The organism is Streptomyces sp. NPDC002602, from assembly GCF_042889445.1.
Classification (GTDB): Bacteria; Actinomycetota; Actinomycetes; order Streptomycetales; family Streptomycetaceae; genus Streptomyces.
This window is the reverse complement of the sequence record NZ_JBIAQX010000005.1, coordinates 442,705-461,871: the sequence shown is the minus strand read 5'-3', so window position 1 is coordinate 461,871 and position 19,167 is coordinate 442,705. Positions and strand designations below refer to the sequence as shown.

At 72.5% G+C, this 19,167-nt stretch carries 15 protein-coding genes; 11 read left to right on the top strand and 4 right to left on the bottom strand.

All coding sequences use genetic code 11. From position 1 onward, the window contains the following. Positions 1–23: 23 nt before the first annotated feature. Positions 24–371: an SCP2 sterol-binding domain-containing protein gene (locus tag ACFYW3_RS18270; RefSeq protein ID WP_351382090.1), complete on the bottom strand. Its 348-nt coding sequence runs from the start codon at positions 369–371 to the stop codon at positions 24–26. A gap of 64 nt (positions 372–435) precedes the next feature. Here ACFYW3_RS18270 and ACFYW3_RS18265 point away from each other — a divergent pair, with 64 nt between their 5' ends. From ACFYW3_RS18265 to ACFYW3_RS18245, 5 genes are all read left to right on the top strand, one after another. Continuing rightward, complete coding sequence (locus ACFYW3_RS18265) at positions 436–708, top strand: hypothetical protein (RefSeq protein WP_351752567.1); 273 nt, start codon at positions 436–438, stop codon at positions 706–708. A 7-nt stretch (positions 709–715) separates the two neighbouring features. Then, entirely contained in the window at positions 716–1,531 is an 816-nt protein-coding gene (locus tag ACFYW3_RS18260; protein WP_053679170.1) for a TlyA family RNA methyltransferase, read from the top strand. Beyond that, positions 1,528–2,493: an NAD kinase gene (locus ACFYW3_RS18255; protein WP_389386750.1), complete on the top strand. Its 966-nt coding sequence runs from the start codon at positions 1,528–1,530 to the stop codon at positions 2,491–2,493. The genes ACFYW3_RS18260 and ACFYW3_RS18255 overlap by 4 nt, the downstream gene beginning before the upstream one ends. An 82-nt stretch (positions 2,494–2,575) precedes the next feature. Further along, complete coding sequence (gene recN, locus ACFYW3_RS18250; RefSeq protein ID WP_389386766.1) at positions 2,576–4,294, top strand: DNA repair protein RecN; 1,719 nt, start codon at positions 2,576–2,578, stop codon at positions 4,292–4,294. A gap of 237 nt (positions 4,295–4,531) precedes the next feature. After that, entirely contained in the window at positions 4,532–5,653 is a 1,122-nt protein-coding gene (locus tag ACFYW3_RS18245; RefSeq protein WP_351752573.1) for a glycosyltransferase family 4 protein, read from the top strand. A 212-nt stretch (positions 5,654–5,865) separates the two neighbouring features. Here ACFYW3_RS18245 and ACFYW3_RS18240 read toward each other — a convergent pair whose 3' ends face one another. The 3 genes from ACFYW3_RS18240 to ACFYW3_RS18230 form a co-directional block, all read right to left on the bottom strand. Continuing rightward, positions 5,866–7,485 (bottom strand): PucR family transcriptional regulator, encoded by a 1,620-nt coding sequence (locus ACFYW3_RS18240; RefSeq protein ID WP_389386749.1) that lies wholly within the window; start codon positions 7,483–7,485, stop codon positions 5,866–5,868. 22 nt (positions 7,486–7,507) lie between these two features. Then, on the bottom strand, positions 7,508–8,890 hold the full coding sequence (locus ACFYW3_RS18235; protein ID WP_389386748.1) for an FAD-binding oxidoreductase: 1,383 nt from the start codon (positions 8,888–8,890) through the stop codon (positions 7,508–7,510). Positions 8,891–8,984: 94 nt separating this feature from the next. Next, the gene (locus tag ACFYW3_RS18230; RefSeq protein WP_351382080.1) at positions 8,985–10,790 is read right to left on the bottom strand and encodes a glycoside hydrolase family 15 protein; all 1,806 of its coding nucleotides are present in this window, start codon (positions 10,788–10,790) and stop codon (positions 8,985–8,987) included. Positions 10,791–11,306: 516 nt separating this feature from the next. Here ACFYW3_RS18230 and ACFYW3_RS18225 point away from each other — a divergent pair. The 6 genes from ACFYW3_RS18225 to ACFYW3_RS18200 all read left to right on the top strand — a co-directional run bounded on the left by ACFYW3_RS18225 (position 11,307) and on the right by ACFYW3_RS18200 (position 19,077). Then, on the top strand, positions 11,307–12,944 hold the full coding sequence (locus tag ACFYW3_RS18225) for a CTP synthase (RefSeq protein ID WP_053679180.1): 1,638 nt from the start codon (positions 11,307–11,309) through the stop codon (positions 12,942–12,944). Positions 12,945–13,050: 106 nt separating this feature from the next. Further along, a complete protein-coding gene (locus ACFYW3_RS18220; RefSeq protein WP_351752749.1) occupies positions 13,051–13,680 on the top strand; it encodes an NUDIX hydrolase in 630 nt (209 codons plus the stop codon). Positions 13,681–13,866: 186 nt separating this feature from the next. Beyond that, the gene (locus ACFYW3_RS18215) at positions 13,867–15,831 is read left to right on the top strand and encodes a tetratricopeptide repeat protein (protein ID WP_389386747.1); all 1,965 of its coding nucleotides are present in this window, start codon (positions 13,867–13,869) and stop codon (positions 15,829–15,831) included. Between the two features lie 152 nt (positions 15,832–15,983). Continuing rightward, positions 15,984–17,099 carry an alanine dehydrogenase gene (gene ald, locus ACFYW3_RS18210; RefSeq protein WP_351752583.1) on the top strand — a complete coding sequence of 372 codons (1,116 nt, stop codon included), beginning with the start codon at positions 15,984–15,986 and terminating at the stop codon, positions 17,097–17,099. 368 nt (positions 17,100–17,467) lie between these two features. Beyond that, the gene (locus ACFYW3_RS18205) at positions 17,468–18,586 is read left to right on the top strand and encodes a ParA family protein (RefSeq protein ID WP_078998964.1); all 1,119 of its coding nucleotides are present in this window, start codon (positions 17,468–17,470) and stop codon (positions 18,584–18,586) included. After that, the gene (locus ACFYW3_RS18200) at positions 18,571–19,077 is read left to right on the top strand and encodes a hypothetical protein (RefSeq protein ID WP_078998965.1); all 507 of its coding nucleotides are present in this window, start codon (positions 18,571–18,573) and stop codon (positions 19,075–19,077) included. Before ACFYW3_RS18205 ends, ACFYW3_RS18200 begins: the two co-directional genes overlap by 16 nt. The last annotated feature ends 90 nt before the right edge of the window (positions 19,078–19,167 follow it).

The following is a 19,167-nucleotide window of genomic DNA, read 5'->3' as shown; positions in this document are numbered from 1 at the left end:
CCCCGGGCGCCCGGGGCTCGCGCCTACAGCAGGCTCTTGAGGCGGAGCAGGTCGCGGAAACCGGCCTCCAGCCTGACCCGGCCCGAGGCCCAGGCCTTGGCGAACTTCAGCTCCCCGGCGACCAGGGCGAGCAGGTCGTCGCCGGCCATCGCCAACCGGATCTCGGCCTTGGTGCGGGGCGGGCCCGGGGCGACCGCGTCGACCCGGATCCGGCCGTTGTCGAGCCGGCCCGTGAAGGTCTGGTCGAGGTCGGTGATGTGGCAGCTCAAGGAACGGTCGAAGGCGGCCGCGCCGCGCACGTCACCGTCGGCCCGGGCCAGGTTGTCCGAGAGTCGGTCGAGTGCTTCGCGGCACTCCTCAATCGTAGCCATCGTGATCACGACGGTACCGCAGAGCCGTACGTGGTCGCGGCGCGCTACGAGGTAGCGTCGGGGCATGACCGACGAAGTGTCCGAGAGAGTCCCGGCAGCCCCCGAGGAGTCCGGGCGGCCCGCCGGCGAGCCCGCCGGACCCGCGCCGCTGGGCGTCGTGCGGACGCCCACCGGGCACGCCGGCGTCGACGCGCTCCTGGAGCGGCTGGCGGACGCGGACCACCTCACGGCGGACGGGCACGTCGAGGTGTACGAGGATGTGCACAGGGGGCTGCGCGAGGCGCTGACCGCGCTGGACGCACCACCCGTCCCCGGACCGTACGAAAACAGGAGCTGAACCGAACGTGGCAGGAGTGGCACGCCGCCGCCTGGACGCCGAACTGGTACGCCGCAGCATGGCCCGCTCGCGCGAGCACGCGGCCCAGCTGATCGCCGCGGGCCGGGTGACCGTCGGCGGCACCACCGCCACCAAGGCGGCCACCCAGGTCGAGACCAGCGCGGCCCTCGTCGTCCTCAAGGACGACAGCGACCCCGACTACGTCTCCCGGGGCGGCCACAAACTGGCGGGCGCGCTCGCCGCCTTCGGGCCGCGGGGGCTGGTCGTCGAGGGCCGGCGGGCGCTCGACGCGGGCGCCTCGACCGGCGGGTTCACCGACGTGCTGCTGCGCGCGGGCGTCGATCACGTCGTCGCGGTGGACGTCGGCTACGGGCAACTCGCCTGGTCGCTGCAGAGCGACGAGCGGGTCACGGTCAAGGACCGCACGAACGTCCGCGAGCTGACCGTCGAACTCATCGACGGGGTGCCGGCGGACCTGGTCGTCGGAGACCTGTCGTTCATCTCGATCGGTCTGGTACTGCCGGCGCTCGTCCGGTGCTGCGCGCCGGACGCGGATCTGGTGTTGATGGTGAAGCCGCAGTTCGAGGTCGGCAAGGACCGCCTCGGCAGCGGAGGAGTCGTGCGCAGCCCCGAGCTGCGCGCGGAAGCCGTACGGGAAGTCGCGGCGCGGGCCTGGAAGCTGGGGCTGGGGGTGCTCGGGGTGACCGCGAGCCCGCTGCCCGGGCCGTCGGGCAACGTCGAGTACTTTCTGTGGCTGCGGGCGGGGGCACCGGCACTCGACCCGGGGGACGTGGACCGTGCAGTGGCGGAGGGGCCGCAGTGACCGATTCAGCAGACACAGGCGCATACACGGGTTCGACGGCGGCGGCGGGGGGCGCGGGGGAACGCACCGTCTTCCTGCTCGCCCACACCGGACGGCCGGCGGCCATCCGCAGCGCCGAGTTGGTCGTCCAGGGGCTGTTGAAGTCCGGACTGGGCGTACGGGTCCTCGCGGACGAGGCGGTGGACCTGCCGCTGCCACCCGAGGTCGAGCTGGTCGCGGAGTGCACCCCGAAGGTGCTCGACGGGTGCGAGCTGCTGATCGTGCTGGGCGGGGACGGGACCCTGCTGCGCGGGGCCGAGTTCGCGCGCGGCTCGGGGGTGCCGATGCTCGGCGTCAACCTGGGCCGGGTCGGGTTCCTCGCCGAAGCCGAGCGGGACGACCTCGACCAGGTCGTGGAACGCGTCGTGACGCGCGCCTACGAGGTCGAGGAGCGGATGACCATCGACGTGGTCGTCCGTACCAACGGCGACGTCCTCCACCGGGACTGGGCGCTGAACGAGGCGGCCGTCCAGAAGGTGTCCCCGGAGCGGATGCTGGAGGTGGTCCTGGAGATCGACGGGCGCCCGGTGACCGGCTTCGGTTGCGACGGGATCGTGTGCGCGACGCCGACGGGTTCGACGGCGTACGCCTTCTCGGCGGGCGGACCCGTGGTCTGGCCCGAGGTGGAGGCGCTCCTGATGGTGCCGATCAGCGCGCACGCGCTGTTCGCGAAGCCGCTGGTGACCTCGCCCGACTCGGTGCTGGCCGTGGAGGTGCAGCCCGGGACCCCGCACGGGGTGCTGTGGTGTGACGGTCGCCGCACCCTGGAACTGCCGGCCGGCGCCAGGGTCGAGGTCCGGCGGGGCGCGGTGCCCGTGCGCCTCGCCCGGCTGCACCACGCCTCCTTCACCGACCGCCTCGTCGCCAAGTTCGCCCTGCCCGTGTCGGGGTGGCGCGGGGCCCCGCACGAAGCACGCGACTAGCACGTGCGTTCGGAGAACTCGGCGAGGGTGACGTCGCATGGCACCCGTCAAACCTCGGTATGGTCGTCCCGTGCTTGAGGAGATGCGGATACGGTCGCTCGGGGTCATCGACGACGCGGTGGTCGAGCTGTCGCCCGGTTTCACCGCGGTGACCGGCGAGACCGGCGCGGGCAAGACGATGGTCGTCACGAGCCTCGGCCTGCTGCTCGGAGGCCGCGCCGACCCGGCCCTCGTCCGGATCGGGGCCAAGGCGGCGGTGGTCGAGGGGCGCATCGTGCTGCGCCCCGGCGCCCCCGCCGCGCTCCGGGCCGAGGAGGCGGGCGCCGAGCTCGACGACGGCGCCCTGCTCATCAGCCGCACCGTGTCCGCCGAGGGTCGCTCGCGCGCCCACGTCGGCGGCCGGTCCGTGCCCGTGGGCCTGCTCGCCGAACTCGCCGACGACCTCGTCGCCGTACACGGCCAGACCGACCAGCAGGGCCTGCTGCGGCCCGCCCGGCAGCGCCAGGCCCTCGACCGGTACGCCGGGGGCTCCGTGGCCGTCCCGCTGGAGAAGTACACCGGCGCCTACCGGCGCCTGCGCGCCGTCGCCGTCGAACTCGACACGCTCGTCACCCGGGCCCGGGAACGGGCCCAGGAGGCGGACCTGCTGCGCTTCGGCCTCGACGAGATCGCGGCCGTGGAACCCCTGCCCGGCGAGGACGCCGAACTGTCCGCGGAGGCCGAGCGCCTCGGCCACGCGGAATCGCTCGCCTCGGCCGCACAGGCCGCGCACGCGGCCCTCGCGGGCAACCCCGAGGACCCCGAGGGCATCGACGCGAACACCCTCGTCGCGGGCGCCCACCGCGCACTGGAGTCCGTACGGTCCCACGACCCGGCGCTCGGCGCGCTCGCCGAGCGGATCGGGGAGCTGGGCATCCTGCTGGCCGACGTGGCCGGGGAACTCGCCGGCTACGCCGACGACCTGGACGCCGATCCGCTGCGGCTGGCCGCGGTGGAGGAGCGCCGGGCCGCCCTGACCCAGCTCACCCGCAAGTACGGGGACTCCATCGACTCCGTGCTGGAGTGGGCCGAACAGGGCTCCGCGCGGCTCCTGGAACTGGACGGCGACGACGAACGGATCGCGGAACTGACCGCGGAACGGGACGGCCTGCGGATCGAACTCTCCCAACTGGCCCAGGCGTTGACCGACGCCCGGGTGGACTCCGCCGCCCGGTTCGCGTCCGCCGTCACCGCCGAACTGGCCTCGCTGGCGATGCCCCACGCACGGGTCACCTTCGACATCCGCCAGATCGAGGACCCCGAAGGGGTCGAGGTCGGCGGCCGCACCGTGGCCTACGGGCCCTCCGGCGCGGACGAGGTCGAACTGCTGCTGGCCCCGCACCCCGGCGCCCAGCCGCGCCCCATCGCCAAGGGCGCCTCGGGCGGCGAGCTGTCGCGCGTCATGCTCGCGGTGGAGGTCGTGTTCGCCGGCTCCGACCCGGTGCCCACCTACCTCTTCGACGAGGTCGACGCGGGCGTCGGCGGCAAGGCGGCCGTCGAGGTCGGCCGCCGCCTCGCCAAGCTGGCCAAGTCGGCGCAGGTCGTCGTCGTCACGCACCTCCCGCAGGTGGCCGCCTTCGCCGACCGGCAACTGCTGGTGGAGAAGACCGTCGACGGATCGGTGACGCGCAGCGGCGTCACCGTCCTGGAGGGCGAGGACCGGATCCGCGAGCTGTCGCGGATGCTGGCGGGCCAGGAGGACTCGGAGACGGCGCGCGCGCACGCCGAGGAACTCCTCGCGACGGCGCGCGCGGACGCCTGACCCTCTCCTTCGGATCCTGCCGTACGGGCCCCGGGACGCGACGCGTCCCGGGGCCCGTACGCGTTCCGCATCGGGAGATATCGCCGTCCGGGTGGCGGCGGGTAGCCCGTGTGGGTGAGGCTGGGAGGTGTCTGGCGGTATCTCCTCGGGGATCCGCACCCGTATGGTCCCGGAACGCGCGTGCGGACTGGCATCCTGGGCGACGTCTCTGACTCCCTCACCCTGGAGCTTCGGCCCGTGAGCAGCTCCCCGGTCTCGTTCCCCCCTTCCGCCCAGCCGTACGGCCGGCCGCCCCTGCGCACCGTCCAGGTGCTGGGCGGCGCCGGTGCGGGCAGCGGCGCGCACGTCCGCTCCCTGACCACGGGGCTCGCCGCGCGCGGCGTACGGGTCACCGTGTGCGCCCCCGTCGCGGCGGAGGGCGAGTACGACTTCACCGGCGCCGGCGCCGAGTTCACGCCCGACGCGGTGAGCGCCCTGCGCGCCGCCTGCGCCGGAGCCGACCTGGTCCACGCGCACGGGGTGCGGGCCGGGCTGCGGGCCGCGCTGGCCCTGCGCGGCGGCCGCCACCGGGCCCCGCTCGTGGTGACCTGGCACGGCGGCGCCCCCGAGGCGCCGGGCGCACTGGGGCGTATGGGGCGGCTGCTGGAACGCCGAGTGGCCCGGGCGGCCGCGGTGGTCCTGGGCGCCTCCTCGGACCAGGTGGACCGGGCGCGCTCGCGCGGGGCCCGCGACGCCCGACTGGCGGCGATGGCGACGCCACTGCCCGCGATCCCCGAACCGGCCGCCGACCCGGAGAAGGTACGGGCCGAACTGGGCGCGGTGGAGCGGCCGTTGGTGATCGCGGTCGGCAGCCTGGTCGCCCGGCGCGGGTACTCCGTGCTGCTGGACGCGGCACGGGCCTGGCGCGAGCTGGACCCCGTACCGCTGCTGCTGATCGCGGGGGAGGGACCGCTGCGGGCCGAACTGTCGCGCCGGATCGAGGCGGAGGGACTGCCCGTACGACTGCTGGGGCGCCGCCGGGACGCGGACCGGCTGCTCGCCGCCGCGGACGTGGCGGTCCTGCCGAGCCGCTGGGAGGGCCGCTCGCTGCTCGCCCAGGAGGCACTGCGGTCCGGCGTGGCCCTGGTGGCCACGGACGTCGGGGGAGTACCGGAACTGGTCGGGGACGCGGCGGTGCTCGTGCCGTACGGCGACCCGGACGCGCTGGCCGCCGCGGTGTCGGGGCTGCTCGGCGATCCGGCCCGGCGGACGGCGCTCGCGTCGGCGGGCCGCGCGCAGGCCGCGACGTGGCCGTCGGAGGACGACACGGTGGCCCAGGTGCTGTCGGTGTACGACGAGTTGATGGAGCGCGGACGCTAGGGCCTGTCGTCAAAGTGTCGTCTGCCTCGCGACGCCTGGCACGCACTCTCGCCGCACCGGGCGAAAGCCCAAGTACGTCCAGTACGCGGGCTTCCGCCCGGCACGCCGAGAGCGCGCACCAGACGCCGCGAGGCCGCCCTTCGGGCGACGACGCCACTTTGACGACAGGCCCTAGGACCGCCGGATGCGTCTGCCGTCTGCCGTCTGCCGGTTCAGGACGCGGTGTGGCGCCGGGCGCGCAGGGCGAGGCTGAGGGAGAGCACCGTCTCCGGGTCGTCCAGGTCCGTGCCCAGGAGTTCCGAGATGCGGGCCAGCCGGTTGTACAGCGTCTGACGGTTCAGGTGCAGCTCACGGGCCGTCTCCGCCTTGCGGCCCGCGTGCGCCAGGTACGTCTCCAGGGTCGGCAGCAGCGAGGGGCGGGAGGCCACGTCGTGCACCCGCAGCGGGCCGATCGCCCGGTCCACGAAGGCGGCGAGGTCGGGGTGTTCGCGCAGCCGCCACAGCAGCAGGTCGATGTCGAGACGCCGGGCGTCGTACCAGGGCCGGGCCGGCAGGCCCTGGGCCGCCGTCGCCGTCTCGGCGGCGTGCCGCAGCCCGGCCGAGGCCGCCGCCCAACTCCCCGACACGCCCACGACCACCGCCGGCGAGGCACCCGCCCGGTCCAGACCGGCCCGCTCCACGCCGGCGCGCAACGCCACCGCGACCCGGTCGGCGACCGTCGTGCGCTCCGACTCCGCCCGCAGGGACACCAGCAGCGGCACCCGGCCCTCCACCGGGCGGACGCCCAGCAGCACCGGGACGCCGACCGAGGACAGCTCCTCCAGCACCGCCCGCGCGAGGACCGCCCAGTTCCCGGACGGGCCCGGGTCCGTGGCCAGCCGCATCACGACCGGCAGGAGCGGCCCCGCGCCCGGCTTGAAGCCCAGGACGCGCGCCTGCGCCGGGGCGTCCTCGGCGGAGATGCGGCCCTCCGCCAGATCCGTCAGGAAGTCGCCCCGGCCGCGCGCGGACAGCTCGTCCTCCTGGCGGGCCTGCATCAACACCACCGCCAGTACGCCCGCCGTCCGCTCCGCCGCCATCCGGTGGACGGGCAGCAGTGGGGCCGAGACCCCGAGCAGGACCAGGCGCGCCCGCACCGAACCCGTGCCGTGGCCGCCCCCGGGGACGTCGACGACCACCGCGTTGGCGGACGGCTCGGCCTCGCGCTGCCCCCGCAGGCCCTCCCACACCTGGAGCGGGTCGGCGGCGGCGTCCCCGGAGACCGGCCCGGCGGCGTAGAGGAGCCGGCCGTCGGGGGTCTCCAGGAAGACCGGGTTCGCCGTGAAGCCGGCGAGGATGCTCAGCACCTGCGGGATCCCGCCGCCGCCCAGCAGGGCCTCGGTACATCGCCGGTGGACCTCCTCGGCCCGCTGGAGCAGGGCGTAGTGGCCGTTGACGATCTCGGTGTGCACCTCCTCCGTCACGGTCACGAAGGGCACCTCCCGGTGGAGCTGCACGAGGGGGAGGCCGGCCGCCCGCGCCGTCTCGACGATGGTGGCCGGCAGGCGCGTGAAACGCGGGCCCAGTTCGACGACCAGCGCGGCGATGCCCCGGTCCGCGAGGCGCCGCACGAAGGCACGCTGTTCGGCCGGCCGGGTTCCCAGGCCCAGCCCGGTGGTCAGGAGCAGCTCGCCGCCCTTGAGGAGCGAGGCGATGTTGGGGACCTCGCCCGCGTGGACCCAGCGCACGGTCCGCCCGAGCCGATCCGCGCAGGCCATCACCTCCGGCAGACCGCTGCGCAGTCCCGGCAGCTCCAGCGCCCGCTGAACAGTGATCCCGCCCTGGTTGTCCATGTCGCGGGACGCTACCAGGGCCTCAGGCCGGCTTGATGTTGTGGTTGAACCGGAAGACGTTGTCCGGGTCGAACCGCCGTTTCACCGAGGCCAGGCGCCGCAGATTGTCCTCGCCGAGGCCCGCCGCGACCCGGTCCTCGCCCTCGTCGCCGAGGAAGTTGAGGTACACCGCCCCGGTGCTCCACGGCCGCGCGTCGGCCCGTACGTCCTTCACCCACCGGCGGCACCGCTCGTCGTCCGCCGGGTCCTCCCAGACGGCGAACGGGTGCACCACCCAGGCGGCGTCCCGGTACGGAACGGGGAAGTCCGCCGGACCCTCGGCGATGGCCCCGCCCAGGGGGAACAGGATGTGCTGGGTGCCGGTCGGGACCGGCATGGACGCCGCGCGGGCGCAGTACAGGTCGACCAGCTCGTCGGGCAGTCCCGTCAGGTACTCGGCGGACCAGTAGTTCCGCATCCCCGGCGGGTCGTCGATCATGCACTGGAGATCCGCGTACGGGATCGCGGTGACGATCTCCACCTCGTGCGGCACGGCCAGCAGCGGCGCCAGGAGCGTGCGCATGGCGTCCTCGGGACCGGCGTACGTCAGGAGCGCCGCGCAGAGCATGGTGCCGACCAGGTGCGGCGGCACGAACGGCTCCGGCGGCGCGGTCAGGTGGATCACGCCTCCGCTCGCCTCGGGCGGCGCGGCTTCGATCATCTCCCGGTACAGGCGGGTGACCTCGGGGCCCCGCTCGGGGGCGTACATGAGCATCGCGACCGACATGGCGGGCAGTTCGTGCAGCCGCAGCGTCAGCGAGGTGGCGATCCCGAAGTTGCCGCCCCCGCCGTGCAGGGCCCAGAACAGCTCCGGTTCGTCCTCGGCGGTCGTGCTGACGATCTCGCCGTCCGCGGTGACCAGGTCCACCCCGAGGAGGTTGTCCACGGCCAGACCGAACTTCCGGTCCAGCCAGCCCGAGCCGCCGCCGAGCACGAACCCGCCGACCCCGGTGGTCGAGACACGGCCTCCGGTGGTGGCCAGGTCGTGCGGGGCGCAGGCCCGGTCCAGGTCGCTCATCAGGGCGCCGCCGGACACCCGTACGGCCTTCGCCCCCGGATGCACCGTCACCTCGTTCATCCGGCGCAGGTCCACCACCAGCGCGCCGTCTCCCAGGGCCGTGCCGGCGACGCTGTGGCCGCCGCCCCGCACCGCGATCGGCAGGTCCAACCCGCGCGCGAACCGCACGGCCGTGACCACGTCCGACTCGCTCTCGCACTGGGCGATCACGGCGGGACGTCGGTCGACCATCGCGTTGAAGACGGTCCGGGCCTCGTCGTAGCCCGGATCGTCGGGCGCGATCACCGCACCGGAGAGGTCTTCGCGGAGCGCGGTCAACGCCGCGCCCGCCTTCGAGAGCGGGGCCATGACCGCCCCCTTCCGCGAGGGGCACACAAGACCCCTCCAGGTTAGGCCTTGTCGTCGAGGTCGCGCCGGTCGAACTCGACGACAAGGCCCGGGGTCAGCCTCCGTACGCCCCGCTCGCCGTCAGGCGCAGCGCGGTGTCGATCAGCGGGACGTGGCTGAAGGCCTGCGGGAAGTTGCCGACCTGGCGCTGGAGCTTGGGGTCCCACTCCTCGGCGAGCAGGCCCAGGTCGTTGCGCAGCGACAGCAGCTTCTCGAAGAGCCGGCGGGCCTCGTCGACCCGGCCGATCATCGCGAGGTCGTCGGCCATCCAGAACGAGCAGGCGAGGAAGGCTCCCTCGTCGCCCTCCAGGCCGTCCACGCCGCATTCCTCGCCGGCCGTCGGGTAGCGCAGGATGAAGCCGTCGGGGGTCGACAGCTCGCGCTGGATCGCCTCGATGGTGCCGATGACCCGCTTGTCGTCCGGTGGAAGGAAGCCCATCTGTGGGATGAGCAGCAGCGAGGCGTCCAGCTCCTTCGACCCGTACGACTGGGTGAAGGTGTTGCGGTCCTTGTCGTAGCCCTTCTCGCACACGTCCGCGTGGATCTCGTCGCGCAGTTCGCGCCAACGCTCCAGCGGGCCGTCCGCGTCACCGCTCTCCAGCAGTTTGATCGTGCGGTCCACGGCCACCCACGCCATCACCTTCGAGTGCACGAAGTGGCGGCGCGGGCCGCGCACCTCCCAGATGCCCTCGTCCGGCTCGTTCCAGTGGGTCTCCAGGTAGCGGATGAGCTTGAGTTGGAGCAGCGAGGCGTAGTCGTTGCGGGCCAGGCCCGTCATGTGGCCCAGGTGGAGGGCCTCGGTGACCTCGCCGTACACGTCGAGCTGGAGCTGGTGGGCGGCGCCGTTGCCGACGCGGACCGGCTGTGAGTTCTCGTAGCCCGGCAGCCAGTCCAGCTCGGTCTCGCCGAGTTCCCGTTCGCCCGCGATCCCGTACATGATCTGCAGGTTCTCGGGGTCGCCGGCCACCGCGCGCAGCAGCCAGTCCCGCCAGGCGGAGGCCTCGTCGCGGTAGCCGGTGCGCAGGAGCGAGGACAGGGTGATGGCCGCGTCGCGCAGCCACGTGTACCGGTAGTCCCAGTTGCGGCTGCCGCCGATCTCCTCCGGCAGGGAGGTGGTCGGCGCGGCGACGATGCCGCCCGTGGGCCCGTACGTGAGGGCCTTGAGCGTGATCAGGGAGCGGACCACGGCCTCCCGGTAGGGGCCGTGGTACGTGCACTGGTCGACCCACTCGCGCCAGAAGTCGGTGGTGACCCCCAGCGCCTCCTCGGCGTCCGGGGCCTCGGGGGCGCCCCGGTGCGAGGCCTGCCAACTGATGGCGAAGGTCACCCGGTCGCCGGGACCGACGGTGAAGTCGGAGTACGTCGTCAGGTCCTTGCCGTAGGTCTGCGCGTCGGTGTCCAGCCAGACCGAGTCCGGGCCGGAGACGGCCACCGTGCGGCCGTCCACCTTGTGCACCCAGGGCACGATCCGTCCGTAGCTGAAACGCATCCGCAGGGCCGAGCGCATCGGGACGCGCCCGCTGACGCCCTCCACGACGCGGATCAGTTGCGGTGCGTGATCCTCGCGGGGAGGCATGAAGTCGATGACACGGACGGTCCCCCTCGGGGTGTCCCACTCCGTCTCGAGCACCAGGGAGTCACCGCGATAGCGCCGGCGGTCGGCCCGCGGGGCCGGGGTGCCGGACGGGACCGCGGGGCCGACCCGCCAGAACCCGTGTTCCTCGGTGCCGAGAATGCTCGCGAAGACGGCATGGGAATCGAACCGTGGCAGGCACAACCAGTCCACGGCTCCGTCCCTGCAGACCAACGCAGCGGTCTGCATGTCCCCGATCAGTGCGTAATCCTCGATGCGCCCGGACACGTTGCATCTCCAGTCGAACGGCCACGTCCGCCCCTGAGGGCGCTTGCATTGCGCGGTTGCGCGGTCTCCGTGTGTGTAGGGATCCCCGCGTAGAGTCCATGATTCCGGAACCGGCGTGGTTACACCGTAGGCCGGACTGCTCGGCGGCGATGTACAGCGATATTCGAGCAGGATATGACGGCACCCTAGTGATCTCCTTAAGTCTCGGGACAATGCGACTCGTCCGAACGGGTGACCTGCGCAAATGCCGTAGCCACGGGTGTGGCGCGGTGTGGCGCGCGTCACCGGGGAGGGCCGCACCGGGTCGTCGGAGGCGGACCGGCCCGGGCGCTGATAGGCTGGTACCCCGTGGACCGGTGGTCTGCCTGTGCGAATCAGGAGCCCCGAAACCGCAGCTTCGGCGCCCCCTGAGACCCTTCCGGTTCGACGGTGGCCGGCGCCGGACGCACCTCACCTCGCGACCACGGGAGCCCCCTCTTGGCGACGCCGCCCGCTGCTTTTCGAAACAGCACAGCCATGACGACCAAGCACATCTTCGTCACCGGGGGTGTCGCTTCGTCCCTCGGCAAGGGCCTGACGGCCTCCAGCCTGGGTGCGCTGCTGAAGGCGCGCGGCCTGCGGGTCACGATGCAGAAGCTCGACCCCTACCTGAACGTCGACCCCGGCACGATGAACCCCTTCCAGCACGGTGAGGTGTTCGTCACCAACGACGGCGCCGAGACCGACCTGGACATCGGCCACTACGAGCGCTTCCTCGACGTCGACCTCGACGGCTCGGCGAACGTCACGACCGGCCAGGTCTACTCGCAGGTGATCGCCAAGGAGCGGCGCGGCGAGTACCTCGGTGACACCGTGCAGGTCATCCCGCACATCACCAACGAGATCAAGAGCCGCATCCGCCGCATGGCGACCGAGGACGTCGACGTCGTCATCACCGAGGTCGGCGGCACGGTCGGCGACATCGAGTCGCTGCCGTTCCTGGAAACCGTCCGTCAGGTCCGCCACGAGGTCGGCCGCGACAACGTCTTCGTCGTGCACATCTCGCTGCTGCCGTACATCGGCCCCTCCGGCGAGCTGAAGACCAAGCCGACCCAGCACTCGGTCGCGGCCCTGCGCAACATCGGCATCCAGCCCGACGCGATCGTGCTGCGCGCCGACCGTGAGGTCCCGACCTCCATCAAGCGCAAGATCTCGCTGATGTGCGACGTCGACGAGGCCGCGGTGGTCGCCGCGATCGACGCCAAGTCGATCTACGACATCCCGAAGGTGCTGCACACCGAGGGCCTGGACGCCTACGTCGTGCGCAAGCTCGACCTGCCCTTCCGCGACGTGGACTGGCGCGTCTGGGAAGACCTGCTGGACCGGGTCCACAACCCCGACCACGAGGTCAAGGTCGCGCTCGTCGGCAAGTACATCGACCTGCCCGACGCCTACCTCTCGGTGACCGAGGCGCTGCGCGCCGGCGGGTTCGCCAACAAGGCCCGCGTGCAGATCAAGTGGGTCACCTCCGACGACTGCAAGACCCCGGCCGGTGCGGCGGCGGTGCTCGGCGACGTGGACGCGATCTGCGTTCCCGGCGGCTTCGGGGACCGCGGCGTCAACGGCAAGGTCGGCGCGATCACCTACGCCCGCGAGAACCGCATCCCGCTGCTGGGCCTGTGCCTGGGTCTGCAGTGCGTGGTCATCGAGGCCGCGCGCAACCTCGCGGGCATCGAGGACGCCAACTCCACCGAGTTCGACGCCTCGACCCCGCACCCGGTCATCTCGACCATGGAGGAGCAGTTGGCCTTCGTCGAGGGCGCGGGCGACCTGGGCGGCACCATGCGTCTGGGCATGTACCCGGCGAAGCTCGCCGAGGGCTCCATCGTCCGTGAGGTCTACGGCGACGAGGCCTACGTGGACGAGCGTCACCGTCACCGCTACGAGGTGAACAACGCCTACCGGGGCGAGCTGGAGAAGAAGGCCGGTCTGGTCTTCTCGGGCGTGTCCCCCGACAACAAGCTCGTCGAGTACGTCGAGTACCCGCGCGAGGTGCACCCCTACCTGGTCGCCACCCAGGCGCACCCGGAGCTGCGCTCCCGCCCGACCCGGCCGCACCCGCTGTTCGCGGGTCTGGTCAAGGCCGCGGTGGAGCGCCAGCAGTCCGCCAAGTGAGCCTGCGGGGCCCGAGGGCCTGACCGCATAACGTAGACAGCCGGGGTACGGAGATCCGTACCCCGGCTGTCGCGCGTTGTGGAGGACATTCGGCATGGGCATCGACATCGAGATCAAGGACACCTCGGAAACCTGGGAGACGGTCTCGACCCGGCGGCCTTTCGAGGGCGCCAAGACCGCGGTCAGCTCCGACGTGGTCCGGATGCCGGACGGCGCGACCGTGCGCCGGGACTATCAGGTGCACCCCGGGTCGGTGTGCGTGCTGGCGCTGGACGAGGTCGGGCAGGTGCTCGTGCTGCGGCAGTACCGGCACCCGGTGCGCCGCAAGCTGTGGGAGCTGCCGGCGGGGCTGCTCGACGTGCCGGGGGAGAACCCGCTGCACGCGGCGCAGCGGGAGCTGTACGAAGAGGCGCACGTCAAGGCCGACGACTGGCGGGTGCTGGTGGACTTCTACGCCTCGCCCGGGGGCTCGGACGAGGCGATCCGGGTGTTCCTGGCGCGGGACCTGGCGGAGGCGGAGGGTGCCCGCTTCGAGGTGTCGGAGGAGGAGGCGGACATGCAGTTCGCCCGGCTCCCGCTCGCCGAGCTGGTGCGGGGGGTGCTGGCCGGCGAGCTGGCGAACCCCGGGCTGGTGGCGGGTGTGCTGGCCCTGTCCGCGGCCCTCGCCGGCGAGGGCGGTCTGGACGCCCTGCGCCCGGCCGAGGCGCCGTGGCCGGCCCGGCCCTACGAGGCGTAGTCGCCCGCCGGCCGTCGCCGTGACGCCCCGCCGCGGCCCGCTCCGGCGGCGGGCGCTGGGCCGTCGGGGGTCCGGTGTGACCATCGGCTGATCCGATCGGGCGATGTGCCCGCCGCGCTCCACACGGGTCGTCGCTCTGCGTGAACTACGCTCGGCAACCCCAAGGCAGGGAGAGGAGCGGAACCCGTGACGGATTTCGTCGGGCGGCGGCGTGAGCTCAAGGAGCTGCGCGAGGACATCGCACGGACCGGGCTCGACACCCTCTCGGGCCGCAAGGCGAAGGCACCCCGCGCGAGGGTCCTGCTCGTCGCGGGCCGCCCCGGTTCGGGGCGGACGGCGCTGGCCGAGGCATTCGTCCGCGAGGTGCGCGACGACTACCCCGACGGGGTCGTGAAGGTGCGGCTCACCACGCCCGTCGGAGAGACCGTCGCCACCGAACGTGCCGTCAGGACCCTGTTGGAGGGCCTCGGTCACTCCACGCCGCCCGGGGCCGGCGAGGACGACCTCAGCTCCGAACTGCGCTCCGCGCTGACCGGGCGGCGGGTCATCCTGCTCGTCGACGACGCCGCCGACCCGCACCAGGTCGACGCTCTGCTGCCGGACACCCCCGAGTGCCTGGTCGTGGTGACCGCCGAAGGACCGCTCACCGGGATCCCGGACGTCCGCCCGTGCACCCTCGGAGGACTGGACACCCCCTCCGCCGTCCAGATGCTCGGGCACAGCATCGGGGACACCCGGATCACCGTGGACCCGCGCGCCGCCGAGACCCTCGCCGAGGAGTGCGGGGGCCAGCCCGCCGCGCTCGCCCTGGTCGGCGGATGGCTCGCCGCCCACCCGAAGGCGGCCGTGGCCGACGTGGCCAAGCAGCTCCACGACATGCCGCCCGGCACCAGCGGCCCGCTGGCCCGCTCGTTCCGGCTCGTCTACGAATCGCTGCCGCAGCCCGCCCAGCGGACCCTGCGGCTGCTTCCGCTCGCGCCCGCCGGGTTCATCGACGCGCACACCGCCTCCGCCCTGGCCGGCTGCTCCGTGGCCGCCGCGCAATCCACCCTGGAGGACTTCGCCGGGCTGGGTCTCGTCCGGCACGCCTCCGACGGCCTGTTCCTGTTGCCCGGCTGCCTCGCGCCCCTGCTCCAGGCGCTGCTGGAGGCCAAGGAGCGGCCGGCCGAGGTGCAGCTGGCCCGGGCCCGGATGCTGGAGCGGACCGTACGGCTGCTGACCTCCTGCCGGGCCATGGCCGAGGAGGACGAGGAGCTCGTGCGGGAGCGGCTGGACGGGTTGCCCCGAGCACTCCGCTTCGCCGACCGGCGGGCCGCCGCCTGCTGGCTGGACACCCGGCTGCCCGCCCTGTCCGCGTCGGCCGCCCTGGCGGTGGCCGACGGCGACCTGGACACCCTGGCCCGCCGCCTGGTCTCGGCCCTCGTGCGGGCACTCGCGGAGCACCGGGGGACCGAGGCGGCGGCCCCCGAGCTGTACGGGCTGCACCGGCTGGTCCTGGACGTGGCCGAGCGGCGCGACCTGTACCGGGAGCAGGCCGCCGCGCTGCTGAACCTGGCCGACCTGGACGCCGAGACGGGCCGCACCCACGAGGCGCTGGAGCGCTACCGGGCGGCCCTGGTCGCGGGAAAGGCGGCGAACGACCCGTACGCGACGGGTCGCGCGATGGAATCCGTAGGCGGCGCGTACCAGGAGCTGGCGGACTGGTACCGGGCCTCCGACTGGTTCGGCCGGGCCCTGACCCAGGCGCTGGCCCGGGGGGAGCGCGCGGACGAGGCCAGGTTGTACGGCCGGCTCGGCAACGTGCACACGTACGCGGGCCGGTACGGGGAGGCGCTGCGCAGTTGGCGGGCCGCCGCCGCCGGCTACCGCCGGCTGGCCGATGTCCCGGGCCAGGCGAAGGCGTTGAGCGAGATGGCCCGGATCCAGGAGTACGCCGGACGACCCGAGGAGTCCCTGCACACCTGCCGTGAGGCGATCGAGTTGGCGCGCAGGGCCGGGGACCTGCGACTTCAGGCCGCGCTGCAGGTGCGGCTGGCCGACACGCTCGACAGGCTGGGCGACCCCGCGGCCGCCAGGCTGCACCGGTCCGCAGCCGACAGATTGCTGGGAGATGACCCTGCAGCCTGCGAAATCCGTAGTGATTCCGACTGAGATTATTTGTTTGCAAGGCTAGACAGCGACTCATCCTTCATTAGACTGGCTCCACCACGTCATCTCGTGGTGCATCCCGTTGCGCGTTCTTGTGAGCGGGTATGTATGGAAGTGACCCGAAAAATCCCCTGAGCCAAGGACCGTGATCGACGATGAAGGTCGGCATCCCCCGCGAGGTCAAGAACAACGAGTTCCGGGTCGCCATCACGCCCGCCGGCGTGCATGAGCTGGTCCGCAACGGCCACCAGGTCTTCGTCGAGCAGAACGCCGGTGTCGGCTCCTCGATCACGGACGCGGAGTACGTCTCCGCCGGTGCCGAGATCCTCGGCACGGCCGACGAGGTCTGGGCGACCGCGGACCTCCTGCTGAAGGTCAAGGAGCCGATCGCGGAGGAGTACCACCGCCTCCGCAAGGACCAGACGCTCTTCACCTACCTGCACCTGGCGGCCTCCCGCGAGTGCACGGACGCCCTCCTGGAGTCCGGCACCACCGCCATCGCGTACGAGACGGTCGAGCTCGCCAACCGCGCGCTCCCGCTGCTCGCCCCGATGTCCGAGGTCGCGGGCCGGCTGGCCCCGCAGGTCGGCGCCTACCACCTGATGCGCTCGGCCGGCGGCCGCGGCGTCCTGCCCGGCGGCGTCCCCGGCACCCACGCCGGCGAGTGCGTGGTCATCGGCGGCGGCGTCTCCGGCTGGAACGCGGCTCAGATCGCCATCGGCATGGGCTTCCACGTGACCCTGCTCGACAAGGACATCAACAAGCTCCGCGAGGCCGACAAGGTCTTCGGTACGAAGATCAAGACGATCGTCTCCAACGCCTTCGAGCTGGAGAAGGCCGTCACCGAGGCCGACCTGGTCATCGGCGCGGTGCTGATCCCGGGTGCGAAGGCGCCGAAGCTGGTCACCAACGAGCTCGTCGCCAAGATGAAGCCCGGAAGTGTCCTTGTCGACATCGCGATCGACCAGGGCGGCTGCTTCGAGGACTCCCGTCCGACCACCCACGCCGAGCCGACCTTCCAGGTCCACAACTCGGTCTTCTACTGCGTCGCCAACATGCCGGGCGCGGTTCCGAACACCTCCACCTACGCCCTGACGAACGCGACCCTGCCGTACATCGTGCAGCTCGCGAACCTCGGCTGGGTCGAGGCGCTGCGCCGCGACGCGGCCCTCGGTCTGGGCCTCAACACCCATGACGGGCAGGTCGTTTACGGTCCCGTCGCCGAGGCCCACGGTCTCCCGACGCTCCCGCTGAGCACGCTGCTCGGCTGAACCGTCAACGACTGACGTCAATCTCACGTCTCCGGCCGGACCTTGCTCGCGAGGTCCGGCCGGACGCGTTTTCGGGGCGCGCGTCGAGGGCGCTCAACTCGCCTCGAACGTAACCCTTTAACCCTTTCGCACACCTGCGAAACTTCGCGGCGACAGCCCGTACGCCCTTGACAGAGTGGTGTTCGGTTGCCGACACAACGCGTCGGGTCCGGTGGATTGTGTTGCCGCTGGGTGGTGACACGCCATAGAGTCGCCAACCGTCGGCATGGTGCCACGCTGACCTATCGATAAGTGTCCTGGTCACGTCCGAGGAGGTAAGACGACTTGTGAATGAGTCGACATTTGCTCCTGGGGGTGGTCGAGCAGGAATGCCTGCGCGGGGCCAGGGCCCTGCCGGAATCGAAGCTGTCGGCTCCGTCGCAGTCCGCACCTTCGCAAACCACCAGCACATGACGACGCCCCGAAACAGCATGGACGGCCTAGACGTGAACTCCAGGGCCGGCGACCTGAGCGGCGAAAAGCCCGTGGGTTTCGCCGACTACGAAAACGTGCCCGAAGGGCACTTCTACGACCCCGACGCGGAGTACGAGCCCGACCCCGAGTACGCGGCCACCCTCGCCCCCGACGCTGCCCGTCAGCGCCGTGAGCGGATCGGCCCGACCGGACGGCCGCTGCCGTACTTCCCGATCCCCGGTCCACTGACCGACCACGGTCCGGCGAAGATCATCGCGATGTGCAACCAGAAGGGCGGCGTGGGAAAGACCACGTCGACCATCAACCTGGGTGCCGCGCTCGCCGAGTACGGGCGCCGCGTGCTGCTCGTCGACTTCGACCCCCAGGGCGCGCTGTCCGTGGGTCTCGGCGTGAACCCGATGGAACTCGACCTGACGGTCTACAACCTGCTCATGGAGCGGGGCATGTCGGCCGACGAGGTGCTGCTGAAGACGGCGGTCCCCAACATGGACCTGCTGCCGAGCAACATCGACCTGTCCGCCGCCGAGGTGCAACTGGTCAGTGAGGTCGCGCGCGAGTCCACCCTGCAGCGGGCCCTCAAGCCCCTGATGGCCGACTACGACTACATCGTGATCGACTGTCAGCCCTCGCTCGGTCTGCTGACCGTGAACGCCCTGACGGCGGCTCACAAGGTGATCGTCCCCCTGGAGTGCGAGTTCTTCGCGCTGCGCGGTGTGGCGCTGCTGACCGAGACCATCGAGAAGGTGCAGGAGCGGCTCAACCCGGAGCTGGAACTCGACGGCATCCTCGCCACGATGTACGACTCCCGTACGGTGCACAGCCGTGAGGTGCTGGCGCGCGTCGTCGAGGCTTTCGACGACCACGTCTACCACACGGTCATCGGCCGGACGGTGCGCTTCCCGGAGACCACGGTCGCCGGTGAACCGATCACCACGTACGCCTCCAACTCCGTGGGCGCCGCCGCCTACCGCCAGCTGGCCAGGGAGGTGCTCGCCCGGTGTCCCGCCGAGTGAGTCTGCCCGGAGCCGACGAACTGTTCCGCACGACCGGGGGGATGGCGCTGCAGTCGTCCTCGCCGCGGCGGGGCGTCGAGGAGTCCGCGGGCGGCTCGGCGCAGTCGGAACACTCGGCTAACCCGGCGGAGGGCACGACGGAGGGGCGCGGCCGGGAGACCGGCGAGCCGGCGGTGGGCGCGCAGCGCCGGCCGCAGGAAGGTTCTGCCACCACCGCCGCCGGGGCGTCCGCGCCCCGGCGCGGCAAGGGGCAGGGCCGGGGCGCGAACCGGCGGCCGAGCGGGCGCGAGCGGCACGACGAGAAGATCACGGTCTACGTCTCCGCGGAGGAGCTCATGGACCTGGAGCACGCGCGACTGGTGCTGCGCGGGGAGCACGGCCTCGCCGTGGACCGCGGCCGCATCGTCCGCGAGGCGGTCGCCGTGGTCCTCGCGGACCTGGAGTCCCGGGGCGACGCGAGCATCCTCGTACGAAGACTGCGCGGGCGCTGACCGGCGCCTGACGCCAGGGCGAGGGCCGGCCCGCTAACGTCGCCTCGGCGGCACCGCCGTGCCGGCCCGTCCGTACCGCCCTCGCACCAC

What these genes read in the sequence shown, in the direction of transcription:
- ACFYW3_RS18270 (WP_351382090.1), bottom strand. Translation starts at nt 371, where the DNA reads ATGGCTACGATTGAGGAGTGCCGCGAAGCACTCGACCGACTCTCGGAC.
- ACFYW3_RS18265 (WP_351752567.1), top strand. Translation starts at nt 436, where the DNA reads ATGACCGACGAAGTGTCCGAGAGAGTCCCGGCAGCCCCCGAGGAGTCC.
- recN (WP_389386766.1), top strand. Translation starts at nt 2,576, where the DNA reads ATGCGGATACGGTCGCTCGGGGTCATCGACGACGCGGTGGTCGAGCTG.
- ACFYW3_RS18240 (WP_389386749.1), bottom strand. Translation starts at nt 7,485, where the DNA reads ATGGACAACCAGGGCGGGATCACTGTTCAGCGGGCGCTGGAGCTGCCG.
- ACFYW3_RS18235 (WP_389386748.1), bottom strand. Translation starts at nt 8,890, where the DNA reads ATGGCCCCGCTCTCGAAGGCGGGCGCGGCGTTGACCGCGCTCCGCGAA.
- ACFYW3_RS18225 (WP_053679180.1), top strand. Translation starts at nt 11,307, where the DNA reads ATGACGACCAAGCACATCTTCGTCACCGGGGGTGTCGCTTCGTCCCTC.
- ald (WP_351752583.1), top strand. Translation starts at nt 15,984, where the DNA reads ATGAAGGTCGGCATCCCCCGCGAGGTCAAGAACAACGAGTTCCGGGTC.
- ACFYW3_RS18205 (WP_078998964.1), top strand. Translation starts at nt 17,468, where the DNA reads ATGCCTGCGCGGGGCCAGGGCCCTGCCGGAATCGAAGCTGTCGGCTCC.